The organism is Microbacterium sp. WCS2018Hpa-23 (assembly GCF_031843845.1).
Classification (GTDB): domain Bacteria; phylum Actinomycetota; class Actinomycetes; order Actinomycetales; family Microbacteriaceae; genus Microbacterium.
Window position 1 is genome coordinate 14328 of the sequence record NZ_JAVTIZ010000009.1, and the last position, 17705, is coordinate 32032.

Annotated in this window: 11 protein-coding genes; 5 read left to right on the forward strand and 6 right to left on the reverse strand. The window is 68.9% G+C overall.

The features are described from left to right. Both RQG77_RS15140 and RQG77_RS15145 read left to right on the forward strand, forming a co-directional pair. Window positions 1-483 (forward strand): SRPBCC family protein, encoded by a 483-nt coding sequence (locus RQG77_RS15140; protein WP_311245471.1) that lies wholly within the window; start codon window positions 1-3, stop codon window positions 481-483. Next, window positions 480-923, forward strand: a complete 444-nt coding sequence (locus tag RQG77_RS15145; RefSeq protein WP_311245472.1) for a YdeI/OmpD-associated family protein — start codon at window positions 480-482, stop codon at window positions 921-923. The genes RQG77_RS15140 and RQG77_RS15145 overlap by 4 nt, the downstream gene beginning before the upstream one ends. A 118-nt stretch (window positions 924-1041) precedes the next feature. Here RQG77_RS15145 and RQG77_RS15150 read toward each other — a convergent pair whose 3' ends face one another. The 4 genes from RQG77_RS15150 to RQG77_RS15165 all read right to left on the reverse strand — a co-directional run bounded on the left by RQG77_RS15150 (window position 1042) and on the right by RQG77_RS15165 (window position 5543). Then, window positions 1042-1818: an enoyl-CoA hydratase-related protein gene (locus tag RQG77_RS15150; RefSeq protein ID WP_311245473.1), complete on the reverse strand. Its 777-nt coding sequence runs from the start codon at window positions 1816-1818 to the stop codon at window positions 1042-1044. A gap of 46 nt (window positions 1819-1864) precedes the next feature. Beyond that, on the reverse strand, window positions 1865-2767 hold the full coding sequence (mmsB, locus tag RQG77_RS15155) for a 3-hydroxyisobutyrate dehydrogenase (RefSeq protein ID WP_311245474.1): 903 nt from the start codon (window positions 2765-2767) through the stop codon (window positions 1865-1867). Beyond that, entirely contained in the window at window positions 2764-3972 is a 1209-nt protein-coding gene (locus tag RQG77_RS15160) for an acyl-CoA dehydrogenase family protein (RefSeq protein ID WP_311245475.1), read from the reverse strand. Before RQG77_RS15160 ends, mmsB begins: the two co-directional genes overlap by 4 nt. Window positions 3973-4040: 68 nt before the next feature. Further along, window positions 4041-5543, reverse strand: coding sequence for a CoA-acylating methylmalonate-semialdehyde dehydrogenase (locus RQG77_RS15165; RefSeq protein WP_311245476.1), 1503 nt, complete (start codon window positions 5541-5543; stop codon window positions 4041-4043). Between the two features lie 218 nt (window positions 5544-5761). Between RQG77_RS15165 and RQG77_RS15170 the strand changes: the two genes are divergently transcribed. Next, window positions 5762-7822 (forward strand): beta-galactosidase, encoded by a 2061-nt coding sequence (locus RQG77_RS15170; RefSeq protein ID WP_311245477.1) that lies wholly within the window; start codon window positions 5762-5764, stop codon window positions 7820-7822. Next, window positions 7822-8787 (forward strand): aldo/keto reductase, encoded by a 966-nt coding sequence (locus RQG77_RS15175; RefSeq protein WP_311245478.1) that lies wholly within the window; start codon window positions 7822-7824, stop codon window positions 8785-8787. The genes RQG77_RS15170 and RQG77_RS15175 overlap by 1 nt, the downstream gene beginning before the upstream one ends. 60 nt (window positions 8788-8847) lie before the next feature. Here RQG77_RS15175 and pulA read toward each other — a convergent pair whose 3' ends face one another. Next, complete coding sequence (gene pulA / locus RQG77_RS15180) at window positions 8848-14880, reverse strand: pullulanase-type alpha-1,6-glucosidase (protein ID WP_311245479.1); 6033 nt, start codon at window positions 14878-14880, stop codon at window positions 8848-8850. A 585-nt stretch (window positions 14881-15465) separates the two neighbouring features. Here pulA and RQG77_RS15185 point away from each other — a divergent pair. Next, window positions 15466-16371 carry a hypothetical protein gene (locus RQG77_RS15185; protein ID WP_311245480.1) on the forward strand — a complete coding sequence of 302 codons (906 nt, stop codon included), beginning with the start codon at window positions 15466-15468 and terminating at the stop codon, window positions 16369-16371. 85 nt (window positions 16372-16456) lie between these two features. On the opposite strand, the gene RQG77_RS15190 is transcribed toward RQG77_RS15185, so the two are convergent. Then, window positions 16457-17641, reverse strand: a complete 1185-nt coding sequence (locus tag RQG77_RS15190) for a thiolase family protein (protein WP_311245481.1) — start codon at window positions 17639-17641, stop codon at window positions 16457-16459. Window positions 17642-17705: the final 64 nt, after the last annotated feature.

Below are 17705 nucleotides of genomic sequence, written 5' to 3' on the forward strand. Positions count from 1 at the left end.
ATGGTCGAGTTCGTGCTCGAAAGAGTGATCTCCGCCACTCCCGAGCGCGTCTTCGCCGTCGCCCTCGACCCGGGGCTGCACCTGCGGTCGATGGAGCGATACGGCGAGACGATGGTCGAGGGCCCGGCGGGCGGCACGTTCAGCGAGGGAACGACCGTGACGTGGAGGGCACGGCACTTCGGCATCCCGTTCCGTCTGCGGTCGATCGTGTACGACGTCGACCCGCCGCGCGGGTTCCGCGACCGGCAGATCTCGGGGCCCTTCGCCTCGTTCTGGCACGAGCACGTGTTCGAGGAGCATCCGCAGGGCACGCTGATGCGCGACACGATCCGATTCCACTCGCCGTTCGGTTTTCTCGGCCGAGTGGTCGACCGCCTCGTCCTGGGCGCGTACATGCGGCGACTGATCGAAGAGCGCAACGACCAGCTGGCCACAGAATCAGAAGCAGGGGCCGAGGGACGCGGGCGTACACTGCCCGCATGAGCGAACTGCGCCTGCACACCACCCTCGAAGGTCGGGGGCCCGCCGCCGCCATAGTCCTCACCGACGAGCAGGTGGCCTCGTTCGGTGCCGGCAAGACCTTCCCCGTCGTCGTAACGATCGACGGACGCACCGCCCGGCTGCGCCTCGCCCGCATGGGAGGCGCGAACATGATCGGCTTCAGCAAGGCCGTGCGGGCCGACCTGGGGGTCGAGATCGACCAGGAGGTCGACGCGGTCATCCGGGTGGACGCCGCCGAGCGGGAGGTCGAGATCCCGCCCGCACTCGCGACGGCCCTCGATGCGGACGCCGCTCTGCGCACCGCCTTCGACGCGCTGTCGTACTCGGTGCGCAAGGAGCATGCCCGTACGGTCGCCGAGGCCAAGCAGGACGCTACCCGCGACCGCCGCGTCGAGAAGGTCGTCGAGGCGCTGCGCGGCTGAGGTCTCGGACCCGAGTCGTTCACAACTCAGCAAGAACCGAGGCGCTCGGCGCCTCTTCGGCACCGACGGGCACGTTCTTCGACGTCCGTGCTGAATTGTGAACAGCGATCGGGCGCGCTCAGCGATTCTGGAAGTCGGGCGCACGCTTCTCCCGGAAGGCCGACATGCCTTCCTTCTGGTCTTCGGTGTCGAAAAGGGCGGCGAATGCGTTCTTCTCATGGGCCAGGCCGTCGGCAAGGGTCGTCTCCATCGCGGCGTCGAGGGCGGCCTTGGCGGCGAACACCGACGGCAGCGACTTCGCGGCGATGGTCTCGGCGAGGGTCGATGCTTCGGCGAGCAGATCGGATGCCGGAACGACGCGTGACACGAGTCCTGAGCGCTCCGCCTCCTCGGCTCCCATGAACCGGCCCGACAGCACGAGCTCGGCCGCCTTGTAGTAGCCGACCGCACGGATCAGGCGCTGCGTTCCGCCCATGCCGGGGATGACGCCGAGGTTGATCTCCGGCTGCCCGAACTTCGCGGTGTCGGCGGCGAGAATGATGTCGCACATCATCGCGAGTTCGCATCCTCCCCCGAGCGCGAAACCCGAGACGGCGGCGATCACGGGCGTGCGCACCGCGGCGAACTCGTGCCAGACGCCGAAGTGGTCGGTCTCGACCATCTCGGCCGCCGACATGCCCTCCATCTCTTTGATGTCGGCGCCTGCGGCGAACGCCTTCTCGGATCCGGTGACGACGATCGCGCCGACGCCGTCGTCGAGGTCCAACGCCACGGCCGCAGCGGTGACCTCTTCGGCGAGCCGACTGTTCAGGGCGTTCAACGCCTCGGGTCGATTGAGGGTGATCCACCCGACTCGTCCGCGCTGCTCGACCAGGATCGTCTCGTACTCGGTCATCGTGAAGCCCTCTCCGTCGTGGTCATCTCAGTATGTCGCGGGGGTGTCACGCCGACCCGTCCCGGATGTCGGTGATGATGCCCGAGAAGTCCCGCGCCGCGCCCTCACCCGCGGCGAACGCGGCGTAGAGCTGCTGCGCGAGGCGCCCCATCTTCGCGTCTGTCGAGGTCTGCTCGATCGCCTGCAGCGCGAGACCGAGATCCTTGGCCATCAGGGCACCCGCGAAGCCCGGCTGGTAGTCGCGGTTCGCGGGGCTCGTCGGCACCGGTCCCGGCACCGGGCAGTTCGTCGTGATCGACCAGCACTGACCGGATGCCTGCGACACGACGTCGAACAGCGCCTGATGCTCGAGTCCGAGCCGCTCTCCGAGCACGAACGCCTCGGCGACGGCGATCTGCGAGACGGCCAGCACCATGTTGTTGCAGACCTTCGCCGCTTGCCCGAGGCCGGGGCCGCCGCAGTGCACGATGCGCTTTCCCATGATCTCGAGCACGGGGAGAGCTGCGGCGAAGTCCTCGTCGGAGCCGCCGACCATGAAGGCGAGCGTGCCGTTCTCGGCGCCGACGACCCCGCCCGAGACCGGAGCATCGATGTTGCGGTGCCCCGCGGCGAGGGCGAGGGCGTGGGCTGCACGGGCCTCGTCGACCGCGATCGTGGACGACTCGATGAACAGGGTGTCCGGGCGCGCGGCGGCGAGCAGCTCGGTGCGGTACGCGTCGATCACGTGCCTGCCCGCGGGGAACATCGTGATGACGACGTCGGCCTCGGCGACGGCATCCGCCCCGCTCGCCGCGATCGGGATGCCGGCGGCCAGCGCCGCCTCGATCGCCGCGGGCACCAGATCGAACCCATGCACCTCGTGACCGGCCGCGACCAGGTTCTTCGCCATCGGCAGCCCCATGTGTCCGAGGCCGAGGAACGCGATGCGGGCCTTCGACGCCTCGGTCATGATGCGCTCCGCATCCGGTCTCCGCCGCTCCGCTGGAGCGACGCCGACCCCGCGGGTCGGAGCATCTCGCGGCCGACGATCAGGCGCATGATCTCGTTGGTGCCCTCGAGGATCTGATGCACCCGCAGGTCGCGCACGACCCTCTCGATGCCGTAGTCCTGCAGATATCCGTACCCGCCGTGCAGCTGCAGCGCGCGGTTGGCGACGTCGAATCCGGCATCCGTCGCGAAGCGCTTGGCCATGGCGCAGCGCATCGTCGCGTCCGGTGCCTGCTCATCCACCGCCGAAGCGCCGTCCCTGACCATGAGGCGAGCGGCCTGCAGGTCGGTGCGCATGTCGGCGATCGCGAACATGATCGACTGCTTCTCGGCCAGCGGCTCGCCGAACGCGACACGCTCGTGCACGTACTGCACCGCACGGTCGAGGGCCCACTGCGCACCGCCGAGCGAGCACGCCGCGATGTTGAGACGGCCGCCGTTGAGCGCCGACATCGCGATCGCGAAGCCGCGGCCCTCGTCGCCGAGCATGCCGGATGCCGGAACGCGGACGCCGTCGAGGATCACCTGACGGGTGGGCTGGGCGTGCCAGCCCATCTTCTTCTCGGGGGCACCGAAGCTGAGCCCCTCGGCGTCGCCCGGGACGAGGAAGGCGCTGATGCCGCGGGCACCCGGCTCGCCGGTGCGCGCCATCACCACGTAGACCGCGGCCTCACCCGCGCCCGAGATGAACTGCTTCACCCCGGTGAGCAGGTAGTCGTCTCCGTCGCGCACCGCGCTCGTGGCGACGTTCGCGGCATCCGATCCGACGCCCGGTTCAGTGAGGCAGTACCCCCCGAACTCCTGCATCGCGGTGAGTTTCGGCAGCCATTCGCCGCGCTGCGCGTCGTCACCATAGGTGTCGATCATCCAGACCACCATGTTGTGGATCGAGATGTAGGCGGCGACGGCCGGGTCGCCCTTGGCGAGCTCCTCGAAGATCGCGACCGTGTCGGAGCGGCTGAGGCCCGTGCCACCGAACTCCTCGCGCACATAGATGCCGCCGAGGCCGAGTTCCCCGGCCTTGCCCAGGGATTCGCGAGGGAAGATGTGCTTCTCGTCGCGCTCGGCGGCGAACGGAGCGAGCTCGGTGTCGGCGAACTCGCGGACGGCGTCGAGGATGGCCTCGCGCTCTTCGGCGGTGGTGGTGGTGACGGTGGTCATGGTCATCGTGGTTCCTTCGCAGTGGTGCGTTTCGTCTCGTCGCTGCGCTCCTCGCTCAACGACCGGGGGGAAGGTCAGTGCATGGTGGGGATCACGAAGCTGGCGCCCTCGCGGATCCCGGCGGACGGCCAGCGGCTCGTGACCGTCTTGGTCTTCGTATAGAAGCGGAAGGCGTCGGCGCCGTGCTGGTTCAAGTCGCCGAATCCGCTGCGCTTCCAGCCGCCGAACGTGTAATACGCGATCGGCACGGGGATCGGCACGTTCACTCCGACCATGCCGACCTCGACCCTGGCGGCGAAGTCACGGGCGGCATCGCCGTCGCGCGTGAAGATCGCGACGCCGTTGCCGTACTCGTGCTCGGACGCCATGCGCAGCGCCTCTTCGTAGTCGGCGGCGCGCGCGATCACGAGCACCGGGCCGAAGATCTCCTCCCGGTAGATCGCCATGTCGGTCGTGACGTGGTCGAACAGCGTCGGTCCGAGATAGAAGCCCTGCTCGTGCCCCTCGACCGTGAATCCGCGACCGTCGGCCAGCAGCGTCGCGCCCTCGTCGACGCCCTGCTGGATGTACCCCTCGACCCGCTCGACCGCGGCGCGCGTGACCAGCGGCCCGTAGTCGACGTCGCTCGCGAGCGAAGGGCCGATACGCAGCTGCGCGACGCGCTCGGTGAGCTTGGCGGCGAGAGCATCCGCCGTCTCCTGTCCGACCGGCACCGCGACCGAGATCGCCATGCAACGCTCCCCCGCCGAGCCGTAGCCCGAGCCGATGAGCGCATCGACGGCCTGGTCGAGGTCGGCGTCCGGCATGACGATCATGTGGTTCTTGGCGCCACCGAAGCACTGCGCCCGCTTGCCGTGAGCGGCCGCCGTCGAGTAGATGTACTCGGCGATCGGGGTCGAGCCGACGAAACCGACGGCGCGGATGCGATCGTCGGTCAGAAGCGCGTCGACCGCCTCCTTGTCTCCGTGCACGACGTTGAGGACGCCGGCGGGGAGCCCCGCCTCGAGGAACAGCTCGGCTATGCGCACCGGCACCGAGGGGTCGCGCTCGCTGGGATTGAGCACCACGGCGTTGCCGGCCGCGAGAGCGGGGCCCGCCTTCCACAGCGGGATCATGGCGGGGAAGTTGAAGGGGGTGATCGCGGCGACCACTCCGAGCGGCTGACGCATCGAGTAGACGTCGATCCCGGCTCCGGCGCCCGTCGAGTACTCGCCCTTGAGCAGGTGCGGAGCGCCGGCGGAGAACTCGATGACCTCGAGTCCGCGCTGGATGTCGCCCTTCGCATCGTCGACGGTCTTGCCGTGCTCGCTCGCGAGCAGTTCGGCAAGCGACTGCATCTCGCGCTGCACCAGATCGAGGAACCGCAGCAGCACGCGCGCCCGCTTCTGGGGATTGGTCGCGGCCCATGCGACCTGGGCGTCCTCGGCGTTCGCGATCACGGCGGCGACCTCGTCGGCGGAGGCCAGCGGCACGCGCGCCTGGACGGATCCCGTGCTCGGATCGAACACGTCGGCGAAGCGTCCACCCTCGGGGGTGAGGTGCTTTCCGCCTACGAGATGGGGAATGGTACGAGTCATTGTGCGATGTCCCTTCGCGCCGTCGTTGGCACTATGACGATGATACTTCGGCATCCTGCGATTTACTAGGGCGTCCTTGCATCCGTTCGAATCGCGCGAATGACCCGATGCGCGGTGTTTATCGGGTCATTTGCGCGATTCGAACGGCGCACTGGGAAGGAAAGCGCTTCCCCGCTAGGGTCGAAGGTGCAGGCCCAGAGAACCGACCCAGGAGATCCATGCATTACGGCGCCGACTACAACCCCGAGCAGTGGCCACGAGAGGTCTGGCCCGAAGACGTCCGGCTGATGCGCGAAGCGGGTGTGACGCTCGTGAGCCTCGGGATCTTCTCGTGGTCGCGCATCCAGCCGGTCGAGGGCGAGTTCGACTGGGAGTGGCTCGACGAGATCATCGGGCTGCTGCACGAGGGCGGCATCCAGGTCGACCTCGCCACCGCGACCGCATCCCCTCCCCCGTGGGCGTCTGCCGCGTATCCCGAGATGCTGCCGCAGGATGCCGACGGCTCGACCTTCTGGCCGGGCAGCCGTCAGGCGTACGCGCCCGCCTCGCCCGTCTACCGTCGCCTCGCGTCCGAGCTCGTCACGGCACTCGCGGAACGCTATGCGCAGCATCCTGCGGTCGTGCTCTGGCACGTCAACAACGAGTACGGATGCCACCTGCACTACGACTACTCCGACGCGGCGCGCGACGCGTTCCGCGTGTGGCTCCAGCGCAAGTACGAGACGATCGACGCCCTCAACCACGCGTGGGGCACCGACTTCTGGTCGCAGCGCTACACCGCGTTCGACCAGATCGTGCCGCCGCGCAAGGCGCCGTACAGCATCAACCCGACCAGCGTGCTCGACTTCAAGCGGTTCACCTCCGACACCCTGCTCGAGCTGTACGTGATGGAGCGCGACATCATCCGCGCCTCGGGGGCGACGCAGCCCATCACCACGAACTTCATGGGCGCGTTCCCGCCGGCCGACTACTGGAAGTGGGCGGACGAGGTCGACGTGATCTGCGACGACAACTACCCCGACCCCAACGACCCCGAGTCGTTCCGCGGAGCGGCGTTCGCGCGCGAGCTCATGCGGGGGCTCAAGCCGGGCGTGCCGTGGATCCTCACCGAGCAGTCGACCAATGCGCTCAACTGGCGGCCGACCAATGCGCCGAAGGCGCCGGGACAGATGGCGGCGATCAGCGCCCAGGCGGTCGGCCGCGGTGCCGACGGCATCATGTTCTTCCAGTGGCGCCAGTCGCGTCGGGGCAGCGAGAAGTTCCACTCGGCGATGGTGCCGCAGGCAGGGCTCGAGACGCGCACGTGGCGAGAGGTCACAGAACTCGGCGGACAGCTCGCCCAGCTTCCCGACCTGCCGGATGTGACCTCGGGGGCGAAGATCGCGCTCGTGTTCGACTGGGAGAACTGGTGGGCCATCGACGGCCGCGACCACCCGATCGTGCTCGACTACCTCACGCTCTCGCACCGCTGGCACGCGGCGCTGCACCGGCAGAACCTCGCGGTCGACATCGTCAACACGACCAGCGACCTCAGCGGGTACTCGCTCGTCGTGGCACCGCAGCAGTATCTGCTGAGCGACGACGGAGCCGCGAATCTGTCTTCCTACGTCGAGCAAGGCGGCAACCTGTTCGTCTCGGCGTTCAGCGACGTGGTCGACCAGGACGACGCGTTCCGCGAGGGCGGGTTCATCGTCTCGTTGCGCGACGCCCTCGGTGTGGCGCTCGAGGACTTCGGGGCGCTCGTGCCGCCCGAGTCCGTGCGCTCGGCCGATTCGGCCGGAGAGGTCGCGAGCCACGCGGTGCCCGACGGACCCGGGCAGTCGGAGGCACCGCTCGACGGGCCGGCCGGTCGCATCGTCGGACAGTACTTCGCCGAAGAGCTGATCGTGCAGGATGCCGAGGTGCTCGGCCGCTTCACCGAGGGGCGCACCGCGCGGCGAGCCGCGCTCACGCGCAAGGACTTCGGCGAAGGGCGGGGGTACTACCTCGCGACCATCCCCGACGACGACGGCATGCGCGCGGTGCTGGGATGGCTCGCGGCCGAGGCCGGAGTGACGGCCGAGATCGAGGGACTGCCCGAGCACGTCGAGATCGCGCGGCGCGGCAGCATCCTCACCGTCATCAACCACAGCACCGAGCCGTTCGCGGTCGACGTGCCGGGAACCGATGTGCTCACCGGTTCGACCGACCCGCGTCGCGAGCTCGGAGCGTTCGGATGGGCGTTCGTCGACACGAACGACTCGCGACCATCGCACCACGTGCAGAAGGAGAACAGCTGATGCAGTACACACGTCTCGGACGAGCGGGGGCGCGCGTGAGCCGCCTGGCTCTCGGCACCATGAACTTCGGCCCGGTGATCGACGAGAACGCCTCGCGCGCCATCCTGGATCGGGCGGTCGACGCAGGCATCGACTTCATCGACACCGCCGACGTCTACGGCGGCGGCCGGTGGGGCGATCACCCCGGGCAGTCGGAGGAGATCGTCGGGCGCTGGATGAAGGACCGCGGCACCCGCGACGACCTGATCGTCGCGACCAAGGTGTTCGGCGTGATGGGCCCCCGGTCGAACGATCGCGGGCTGTCGGCGGTGCACATCCGCGCGTCGGTCGATGCCTCGCTCCGGCGCCTCGGCACCGACCACATCGACCTGTACCAGATGCACCACATCGACCGCGAGGTGCCGATCGACGAGACGCTCAGCGCGTTCGCGACGCTGCGCGAGCAGGGCAAGATCACCTATCTCGGCAGCTCGAACTTCGCCGGGTGGCACCTGGCGCGCGTGCACGAGATCGCCGCAGCATCCGGCTATCCGGCCCCGGTGACCGAGCAGTCGCTGTACAACCTCACCGAGCGCACCGTCGAGCTCGAGGTCGTGCCCGCCGCGGAGCAGTACGGCATGGGCCTGCTGCCCTGGTCGCCGCTGGCCAGCGGACAGCTCGGCGGCGTGCTGCAGAAGACCGATCGCTCGCGGTCGAGCCTCGACGCGCTCGGAGACCGACGCCCCGCGATCGAACGCTACGAGGAGTTCTGCGCCGAACTCGGCATCCGCCCCGGTGTCGTCGCGATCGCCTGGTTGCTGCACCAGCCGGCGGTGACCGCCCCGGTGATCGGCCCGCGCACGCTCGACCAGCTCGACTCGGCCGTCGAGGCGCTCGACGTGGTGCTCGATGCCGACACGCTCGCCGAACTCGACCGCGTCTGGCCGGGCCCCGGCGGCACAGCGCCCGAAGCGTACGCCTGGTAGGACGCCCACACGAAGACCGGATGCCGAGGACATGCGCCCCGGCATCCGGTCTTCGTCGTTCTAGTAGACGATCACGGGCAGGCTGCGCGGGCCGCGGGAGTCCTGCCACGGTTCCGTGCCGTCGAATCGCACCGTGAGCAGGTGGATCCCCCGACCGAGCTTCGGCACCGAGACCGTGACCTTTCCCCTGTCCGCCGGCGTCAGCTCGACCGTCGCGACGACCTTGCCGCGGTCGTGCACCGTCACGGTGCCGACCGGTGCGCTGCCGTCGCCAGCAGTGACGGTCACCTTCACGGTGGCGGTCTTACCCGCCTTCACCAGCACGTCGGAGGTGGCACGCACCAGGGTGTCGATCGGCTGCACCTGGTCGTCGACGAGTACGGCGACCGAGCGGGCGGGGATCGTCACGGTGCCGGTCGCGGCATCCCACGTCGTGGTCTTGACCACGGCATCCGCTCCGTTCGCCTGGGCCGGCGTCAGCGCGAACGAGCGCCCGGCCAGGCCTGCCACCGTCTGCGTGACCGGCGTGGGTGAGGAGTTGAACGCGACGAGCGCCCCGTCGAGCTCGGCGTCGGCATCGGGTCCCGTCAGGTCGTCGATCTGCATGAGAATCACGCCCGGCGTTGCCTCCGTACCGCCATTCGGGAAGGTGACCTTCTGCTGGATCAGCTCGGCGGAGCCGAGCCGCAGCAGGTCGACCTCTTCGCGCACCCGCAGCAGATCGAGAGCGGATGCCTCGGCTGCCGCCATGTCGGCCGGGGCCGGCTTGAGCGCGGGATCGGCGAGCAGCGGTGCCATGATCGGCCACTTCTCTTCGTTGTCGGCTGCGGCAGGGAGCCCGGAGCCGAACGTCGACTCCTGCCCCGTCCAGTCGATGCGGTTGAACCAGTCCCCGGCGTTGTAGCTGTTGCGGTCGAGTGACTTCGACCGCAGCAGCTCGGTGCCGGCGTGCCAGAACGAGGGCGACTGCGAGAGCGTCACGGTCGCCAGCGACAGTGTGTTCATGCGCACGCGGTCGGCCATCGGGGTGTCCACCGGCAGCTTGAGCACCGAGAGGTCGTAGAGCGTCTCGTTGTCGTGCGCGTCGACGTAGTCGATCACCTCGTCGGGCTGGTCGGCGTAGCCTGCCGCCGAGCCGCGGTAGTCGATGCCGTCTCCTGCCGTCACCGCGCCGTCGCTCGTCGTGAACGAGAAGTCGCGCAGGTTGCCCGCGAGCCCGAGCTTGACCAGATCGGTCTCGTGTCCGAGGTCGGCGAGCGCCTGCTCGACGGTGCCGTTGATCGGATCGCCGTTCGGATCGGTGCCGAGACCTGTGCCGAAGCCCTGGCGGAACGTCGACGACGAGTCGACCGGGCTGCCGCCGTGCACGGCATCGCGCAGCCGATCGTTGAACGTCCCGATGCCGGTGCCGCCGAGCTGGCCCTGCGTGGCCTGCTCGAAGAGGGCGTTGTCGGCGACCTCGCCGAAGTTCCAGCCCTCGCCGTACAGGTGGATCGTGGATCCGTCGACACCGTCGTTCTTGAGGGTCAGCGCGTCGAGCGCGTCACGGATCGCCTGCATGTTCGTCGTCGAGTGGTGACCCATGAGGTCGAACCGGAATCCATCGACCTTGTAGTCACGCGCCCAGGTCACGACCGAGTCGACCATGAGCTTCTGTGCGGCGAGGTGCTCGGTCGCGACGTTCTGGCAGCACGTCGAGGTCTCGACGCCGCCTGCCGCGTTGAGCCGGTGGTAGTAGCCCGGGACCACCTGGTCGAGCACCGACTTCTCGGCCTGACCGGATGCCGCGGTGTGGTTGAACACCTGGTCGAGCACGACCTGCAGGTCCATGTCGTGCAGCGCACCGACCATCGACCGGAACTCGCTCACCCGGGCGCCGCCCGCGGCGTCGACCGCGTACGAGCCCTCAGGGGTCGAGAAGTGGTACGGGTCGTAGCCCCAGTTGAACGCATCGGCATCGGCGACGGCCTGGATGCAGGCCTGCTGAGCCGAATCGGCCGGGCCGAACGAGGCGAGGTCGCAGTCGGGCACGGCCTGTGCCGCTCTGTCTTCCTCGATCGACGCGATGTCGAAGGAGGGCAGAAGATGCACGGTGTTGATGCCGGCATCCGCGAGCTGCTTCAGCTGGTCGGTGCCCGCGCTGTCGCGGGTGAACGCCAGGTAGGTGCCGCGCTCCGCCTCCGGAACCGTCTCGTCGCTGATCGAGAAGTCCCGGATGTGCAGCTCGTAGATCGCGCGGTCGACCGCGCGCTCGACGACCGGCGACTCGGCCTTCTGCCACTGCTTCGGCTGCCAGGCCTTGTCATCGAGATCGACGGCGACCGAACGCTGCGAGTTCAGCGTGAGGGCAGTCGAGTACGGGTCGGTGACCTGGTTGGTCTCGATCGCGCCGGTGGTCGGAGCGTAGACGACGACCTCCCAGAGGTATTCGTCACCCTTGAGATCCTTCTTGCCCGCGACGGACCAGACACCGGATGCCGCATCCCACGTGGCCTCGTGGCGCACGGGGTCGCCCTCGGCCCCCTCGTTCCAGGTGAGCAGCGTCGCGCTCTGCGCGGTCGGCGCCCACAGCCGGAACGTCGGCTTCTTGCCCGAGAACGTCACGCCGAGGTCGACATCGTCGAGCGCGGCGGCATAGAGGTCGTCGAGGACTCCCGCGATCTGCACACCGGTGAACGCCGTGAGCGTGCCCGCCGCGTCGCGCTGGGCGACCGCGAGCTGCGTGCGCAGCAGCGCCGCAGCATCCGCATCGGTCACTCGCAGGGCGAGGTAGCCACCGAGCGCCGGGAATCGGGCGAGCTGCTCGTCGGTCAGGCCGTCCTCGATCACTTCGAGCGCCACCGGCTCTGCTCCTGTGACCTCGCCGTCAGCCACCACGAGCGAGGCGTCTGCCGAGGAGTACAGCTGATAGGCCGCCTGGTCGACGGACCCGAGCGTGGCCGGCCACGCGATCGTCTCGGCATCGACCCAGTGCGCGCGCTGCTCGCCGACGCCGGGGAGCTGCGGGGTGTCGCTGCCTACCTCGAGGACGTGCGTCGCCAGCGTGTAGCGGAACGACGTCACCGTGCCCTCTGTGGCGCTGAACGAGATGTTCGCCCCGCCCGGCACGCCGTCGGCGCCGTAGTTCTCGGCCCAGCTCAGGCCGTGCGCGACCTTGAGCTCATAGGCGCCGGTCGGCAGATCCGCGGTCGAGAACTCGTAGACGCCGTCACGGTCGCCGTCTGCCATCAGGGTGCCGAGGCAGTCGGGCGACCAGTCGGCCGCGCAGCCGAGCTCGTCCTGCAGGGAGCCGGGCAGCGTCACGATGGGGCCGTCGGCTGTGGACTGCACGATGTTCGTGCGCGGGTCGAAGTAGAAGGTGATCGGCCCGCCCGCGTGGGTGAGCGTGACGTTCGAGCCGTCGGGAACGCCGTTCGCTCCGTAGTTGATCGCCCAGCTGCCGTTCACCGCGGCCTTGTACTCGTAGTCGCCGGCCGGCAGATCGAAGGTGCCCTCCCACACGCCATCAGCGCGCAGGGTCAGCTTCGCCTTCTCGCAGGCGGGGTCCCAGTCGCCCGCACAGCCCATCTCGGAGTTGAGGCTGCCGGGCACGGTCACCATGTCGATCGGCGACTCGGGCTCCTCGCCGGCCTCCAGCGTCACGGCGTTGCCGACCGACGCGTACGTCGAGGCTGCGGCGTGGTTGCCGGCGGCATCCGTGGTCACCGCCCGATACTCGACGAGCGTCCCGTTCGCGAGATCACGGATGTCGTGGAAGACGCGCGGGTCGGTGTCCTCCGCCGTGCCGAGGGCCTGCCACTCGTCGGAGCCGACGACGCGCCAGGCGAAGCTGGTCTGCGCCCACTGGTCGGCGATGTCGGCCTGCACTGCGGACTGTCCGGCCACACCGGCTCCGGCGGTCGGCACGGCGACCTCGACGGATGCCGCCTCGGACGGCGCCGTGACGGTCGAGTCGGCCTTCCAGACCACGGCCGACAGCGCGGGCACCGTGATCGTGGCAGCCGCACCGGCATCCGTCGTGAGGGGTGCGGCGTCGCCGTAGAGCACCTCGTACGACGCGTCGGCGGTGAGCGTCGCGAGGTCGACCGTCTGCGCGGTCGCAGCGTTGTTCACCGCGACCAGGTACTCGACCTTGTCGTCGGCATCGACCCGAGAGAAGGCGTAAACACCGGCGCCGGACGCCGCGTAGCGCTCGATCTGCGCACCCTCGCCGAGAGCCGGGTTCGACTCACGGAGCTCGGACAGCGCAGCGATGTGCTCGTAGAGCGCGGCATCCGTCGCGTAGCGGTCGACGGAGCCGGCCTGCTCGCCCGTGATGAGGTTCTGGTCGGCGTACTCGGCGACCTGCGTGGCGAAGAGCGACTGCCTGGCGTCCTTGTCGCCGCCGGCGCCCGTGAAGCCCTGCTCGTCGCCGTAGTAGACGACCGGCTGACCACGGGTGAGGAACATGAGCTCGTGTGCCAGCTCATCACGCTGCAGTGGAGCATCCGTCGACTGCAGGAAGGATCCGACCCTGCCCATGTCGTGGTTGCCGAGGAAGGTGGGCAGAGCGGTCGCCGACGAATCGGGCGTCGTATAGCGGTCGTCGCCCGCGAACAGGGACTGCAGCCCCTTGGCGGAGTTGCCCGAGGCATAGCTGACGGCGGAGGACTGGAAGGTGAAGTCGAGGATCGAGTTCATGTCGGTGTCTCGCACGTACGGTGCGAGCTTGACCGGATCGGCGTCGTAGACCTCGCCGAACATGAAGAAGTCGTCGTTGCCCGTTTCATGCGCGTAGTCGAGGACGTCGGCGGTCCACTTCTCCCAGAACTCGAAGTTCACGTGCTTGACGGTGTCGATGCGGAAGCCGTCGATCCCGAGATCGACCCACTGCTCGTACACCTCGACGAAGCCGTTGACGACCGTGGGGTGCTCGGTCATCAGGTCGTCGAGTCCGCTGAAGTCGCCGTACGTGACCGACTCCCCCGACCAGGTCGAGTCTCCGCGGTTGTGGTACAGCGTCGGGTCGTTCAGCCAGGCCGGCACCTTGACGTCGGCCTCGCTGTCGGCGACCACCGGCGTGTACGGGAAGCTGGTGGCCGGGTCGAGCTCGGGGAAGCCGTCGGTGCCCGCATGGTCGGCCGGGTCGAACGCCGCGCCCGCGGCATCCGTGTAGGGGCTGGTCGCCTGGTCGATATAGGAGTACTGGCCCTCGGTGTAGTCGATCACGTCGGCGGTGTGGTTCGTGATGATGTCGAAGTAGACCTTGATGCCGCGGGCGTGCGCGTCCGCGATCAGCGCCTGCAGCTCCTCATTGGTGCCGAGGTGCGGGTCGATGCGCGTGAAGTCGGTGATCCAGTAGCCGTGGTACCCGGCCGAGGCGTTCGCCCCCTCGCCCTGCACCGGCTTGTTGGCGAAGCTCGGTGTCAGCCAGATCGCCGATGTGCCCAGCCCCTCGATGTAGTCGAGGCTATCGCGGATGCCCGCGATGTCGCCGCCCTGGTAGAAGCCCTTGTCGGTGGGGTCGAACCCGGTGGTGAGCCGGTCACCCTCGAGGCCGCCGGTGTCGTTCGAGGTGTCGCCGTTCGCGAAGCGATCCGTCATCACGAAGTAGAACTGCTCGCCGGCCCCGGCCTGGCGCGCCGGGCTCGTGATCAGCGCGTCGTCGTCTGCCGTGTATCCGCCGCGCAGCTCGGTCGCCTCGAGTCCCACCCGCTTGAGGGTGTCGTCGAACGTGAAGCGGAGGGTCGTGGGGCCCGCGACCGTGAGGGGGATGTCGTCGGCGCCGCCGTCGAGGCCGTATGCCTCGTCCCAGGTGTCGTTCACTGCGACCTTGTACTGCCAAGTGCCGGCGGGTACCTCGAACTCGGCGGAGTAGATGCCCTCGGCGCCCGTGGGTTCGAGCTCTGTCTCGGCGCAGTCGGGGGCCCAGTCGGCAGCGCAGCCGAGCTCGGACTGCAGTGAGCCCACAAGGGCCACCGTGCGGTCGGCGGCGGAAGCGGGCGGTGCGCCTAGGGTGCCGGCGGCGCCGAACCCCGAGACGACGAGCGCGGCGGCGGCGAGAAGGGCGAGCGGACGTGAGGCGGTCGTCTTCGACCGAGCCGGCTTGAACAAGTGATGCTCCCTGGGTGGCGGGCGGACACGACGACGTGTCCGAAGGCTTGCGAGTGAAGCTAGCAGGGCGGGAGTGAGAACTGCAAGCGCTTGCAGTCTGGCTGTGGCGAAAAGTCAGGGATGCCAGGGATGCTGCTGGCCGAAAGTCGCAAGCGCTTCCAGACGCCCGCATCCGCGCCGATGAGGATTTATCGCGGCGTTCACCGTCCGGACACCTTCGCCGACTACAACTGCAGATGCGCGGACACAGACTCAGACCGGATCGGGTAGTCACGTCATCCGCGCACCACGGTGAGCGTCTGCTCCCGTTGCGGTGACACACCGCGAAGGACCCCCGCCGAATCGGGTCGGCGGGGGTCTTCTCTGTCTTTACCGTCTCGACTGTCTTGTCTGGCGTTCGAATCGCGTGAATGACCCCATCTCGACGGAATTTCGGGTCATTTGCGCGATTCGAAGGCCACTGGCTGTGGACAGTGCGAACAGAGACTCTCGGAACCATGTCACCGTGGCGCCATGGGACGAACGACGAAGCTTCCAGACGAATGCGGCGACGGATTCCCGGTCCGAATCGCTCGCCTGTACGGGGTGAGCCGCAGTCGCCTTCGCGGTCGGGACCTGAAGGCGCCGTTCCACGGAGTGCGCATCCCCCGCGGCAGCACACCGTCGTTCCGCGACATCGAGGATCCATACGAACGGCAGCGACAGGCGAGGGTGCACCGCGCACGCACCTATGCTCCCGGGCTGCACACGGGACATTTCTTCAGCCACCAGACGGCAGCGTCGATCTGGGGTGCACCATTACCGCTGGAGTTCACTGATGCAGACGCGATCGCGGGCTATACCGACCTGCCCCTCCACGTCAGCGCCGCCGGAGCGACTCCGTTCCCCCGAGCAGCCGGGATCACGGGGCACAGGACCCTCGCGAGCCTCACCTCGATCAGCGATCAGAATGGCCTCCGGGTCACGTCCGCGTCCGCCACCTGGGTGTCGCTGGGCACACTCCCCCTGCTCGATGTCGTGGCGCTCGGAGACTACCTGTGCAGGACGTGGCGGCAGGGTCGGGGCAGACCGTCACCGGGCCGCCCGCCCCTCAGCACCGTCGACGAGCTTCGAGCCGCGCTCGACGCCGGACGGCGCCGCGGCGCCGCGCGCCTTCGGACGGCGCTCGGTCTGGTCCGAGAGGACTCCTGGTCGCCTCGAGAGACGAAGGTGCGATGCATCCTGATCATGGCTGGTCTGCCCGAGCCCGAGCTCAATGTCGACCTCTTCGACGATCGCGGTCGCTTTCTCGGTTGCGTGGACATGGCCTATCGGCACGAGCGCGTCATCGTCGAATACCTCGGAATGCTGCACGGCGACAGGTGGGCGGCGGATGTGGAGCGCATCGCGCGTCTCCGGGCAGCCGGCTGGACGGTCATCGAGGTGACGTCACCGCTCCTGACGAAACCGAAAGAGCTCGTGCGTCGCGTGGCCGCGGCTCTGCGGCGCTGACCTGGACCCGTTCGAATCGCGTGAATGACCCTATTCGGACCGCATATCGGGTCAATCGCGCGATTCGAAAGACCGGATGCCGGGGCTACAGCCGCTCGATGATCGTCGCGTTCGCCATGCCGCCGCCCTCGCACATGGTCTGCAGGCCGAAGCGCCCGCCGACGGCCTCGAGCTGATCGACGAGTGTTCCGAGCAGGCGTGTTCCCGACGAGCCGAGGGCGTGGCCGAGCGCGATCGCCCCTCCGCGCGGGTTGAGCTTGGCGGCATCCGCCCCGACCTCGGCCGCCCAGGCGAGCGGCACCGACGCGAATGCCTCGTTGACCTCGTACGCGTCGAGGTCGTCGATCGCGAGGCCGGTGCGCTCGAGGATGCGACGTGTCGCGGGGATCGGCCCCGTGAGCATCATAAGCGGGTCGTCTCCGACCACCGTGAACGCGTGGAATCTCGCCCGCGGCGTGAGCCCGAGTGCTTCGGCGCGCTCGGCGCTCATCAGCAGCGCGGCGGATGCCCCGTCGGTGAGCGGCGACGAGTTGCCGGGGGTGATGCGCCAGTCGACCTCGGGGAATCGGGCGGCGAGCGCATCCGTCCGGAAGGCCGGCTGAAGTCCCGCGAGTCCCTCAGCGGTCGTCCCGGCTCGGACGGTCTCATCGGTCACGGCATCGGGAGCCTCCGCGACCGGGATGACCGTGCGGTCGAAGAACCCCTCGGTCCACGCGGCGGCGGCGCGGCGGTGCGACTCGGCGGCATAGGCGTCGAGGGCGGCTCGATCGAGGTTCCACCGCTCGGCGATCAGCTCGGCCGAGACCCCCTGGTTCACGAGCCCCTCGGGGTATCGCTCCCGCAGCCGCGGCGACATCGGAGTTCCGCCGGCCGCAGACGACCCGAGCGGCACGCGGCTCATCGACTCGACGCCGCCGACGATGACCGCGTCGTATGCGCCGGCGATGATCCCCTGCGCCGCGAAGTGCACCGCCTGCTGGCTCGACCCGCACTGGCGGTCGATCGTCGCCCCCGGGATCGACTCGTCGAACCCGGCGGCGAGCACGGCCTGCCTGGCGATGTTCGACGACTGGTCGCCCACCTGACTCACGCAGCCGAGCAGCACGTCGTCGATCTGCCGGGATTCGAGCCCGCTGCGCTCGAGGATCGCGGCGAGCGCTCCGGCCGCGAGATCGACCGGATGCACGCCCGACAGGGCACCACCCGGCTTGCCCCGCCCGACGGGGGTGCGGACGACATCGATCAGGACGGCTTCGCTGCGCGTGCTCATGCGTCCCATTCTCTCCCTGTCGCGGCGTCAGCGGCGGATGCCGCTGGCATCGGAGCGACGGATG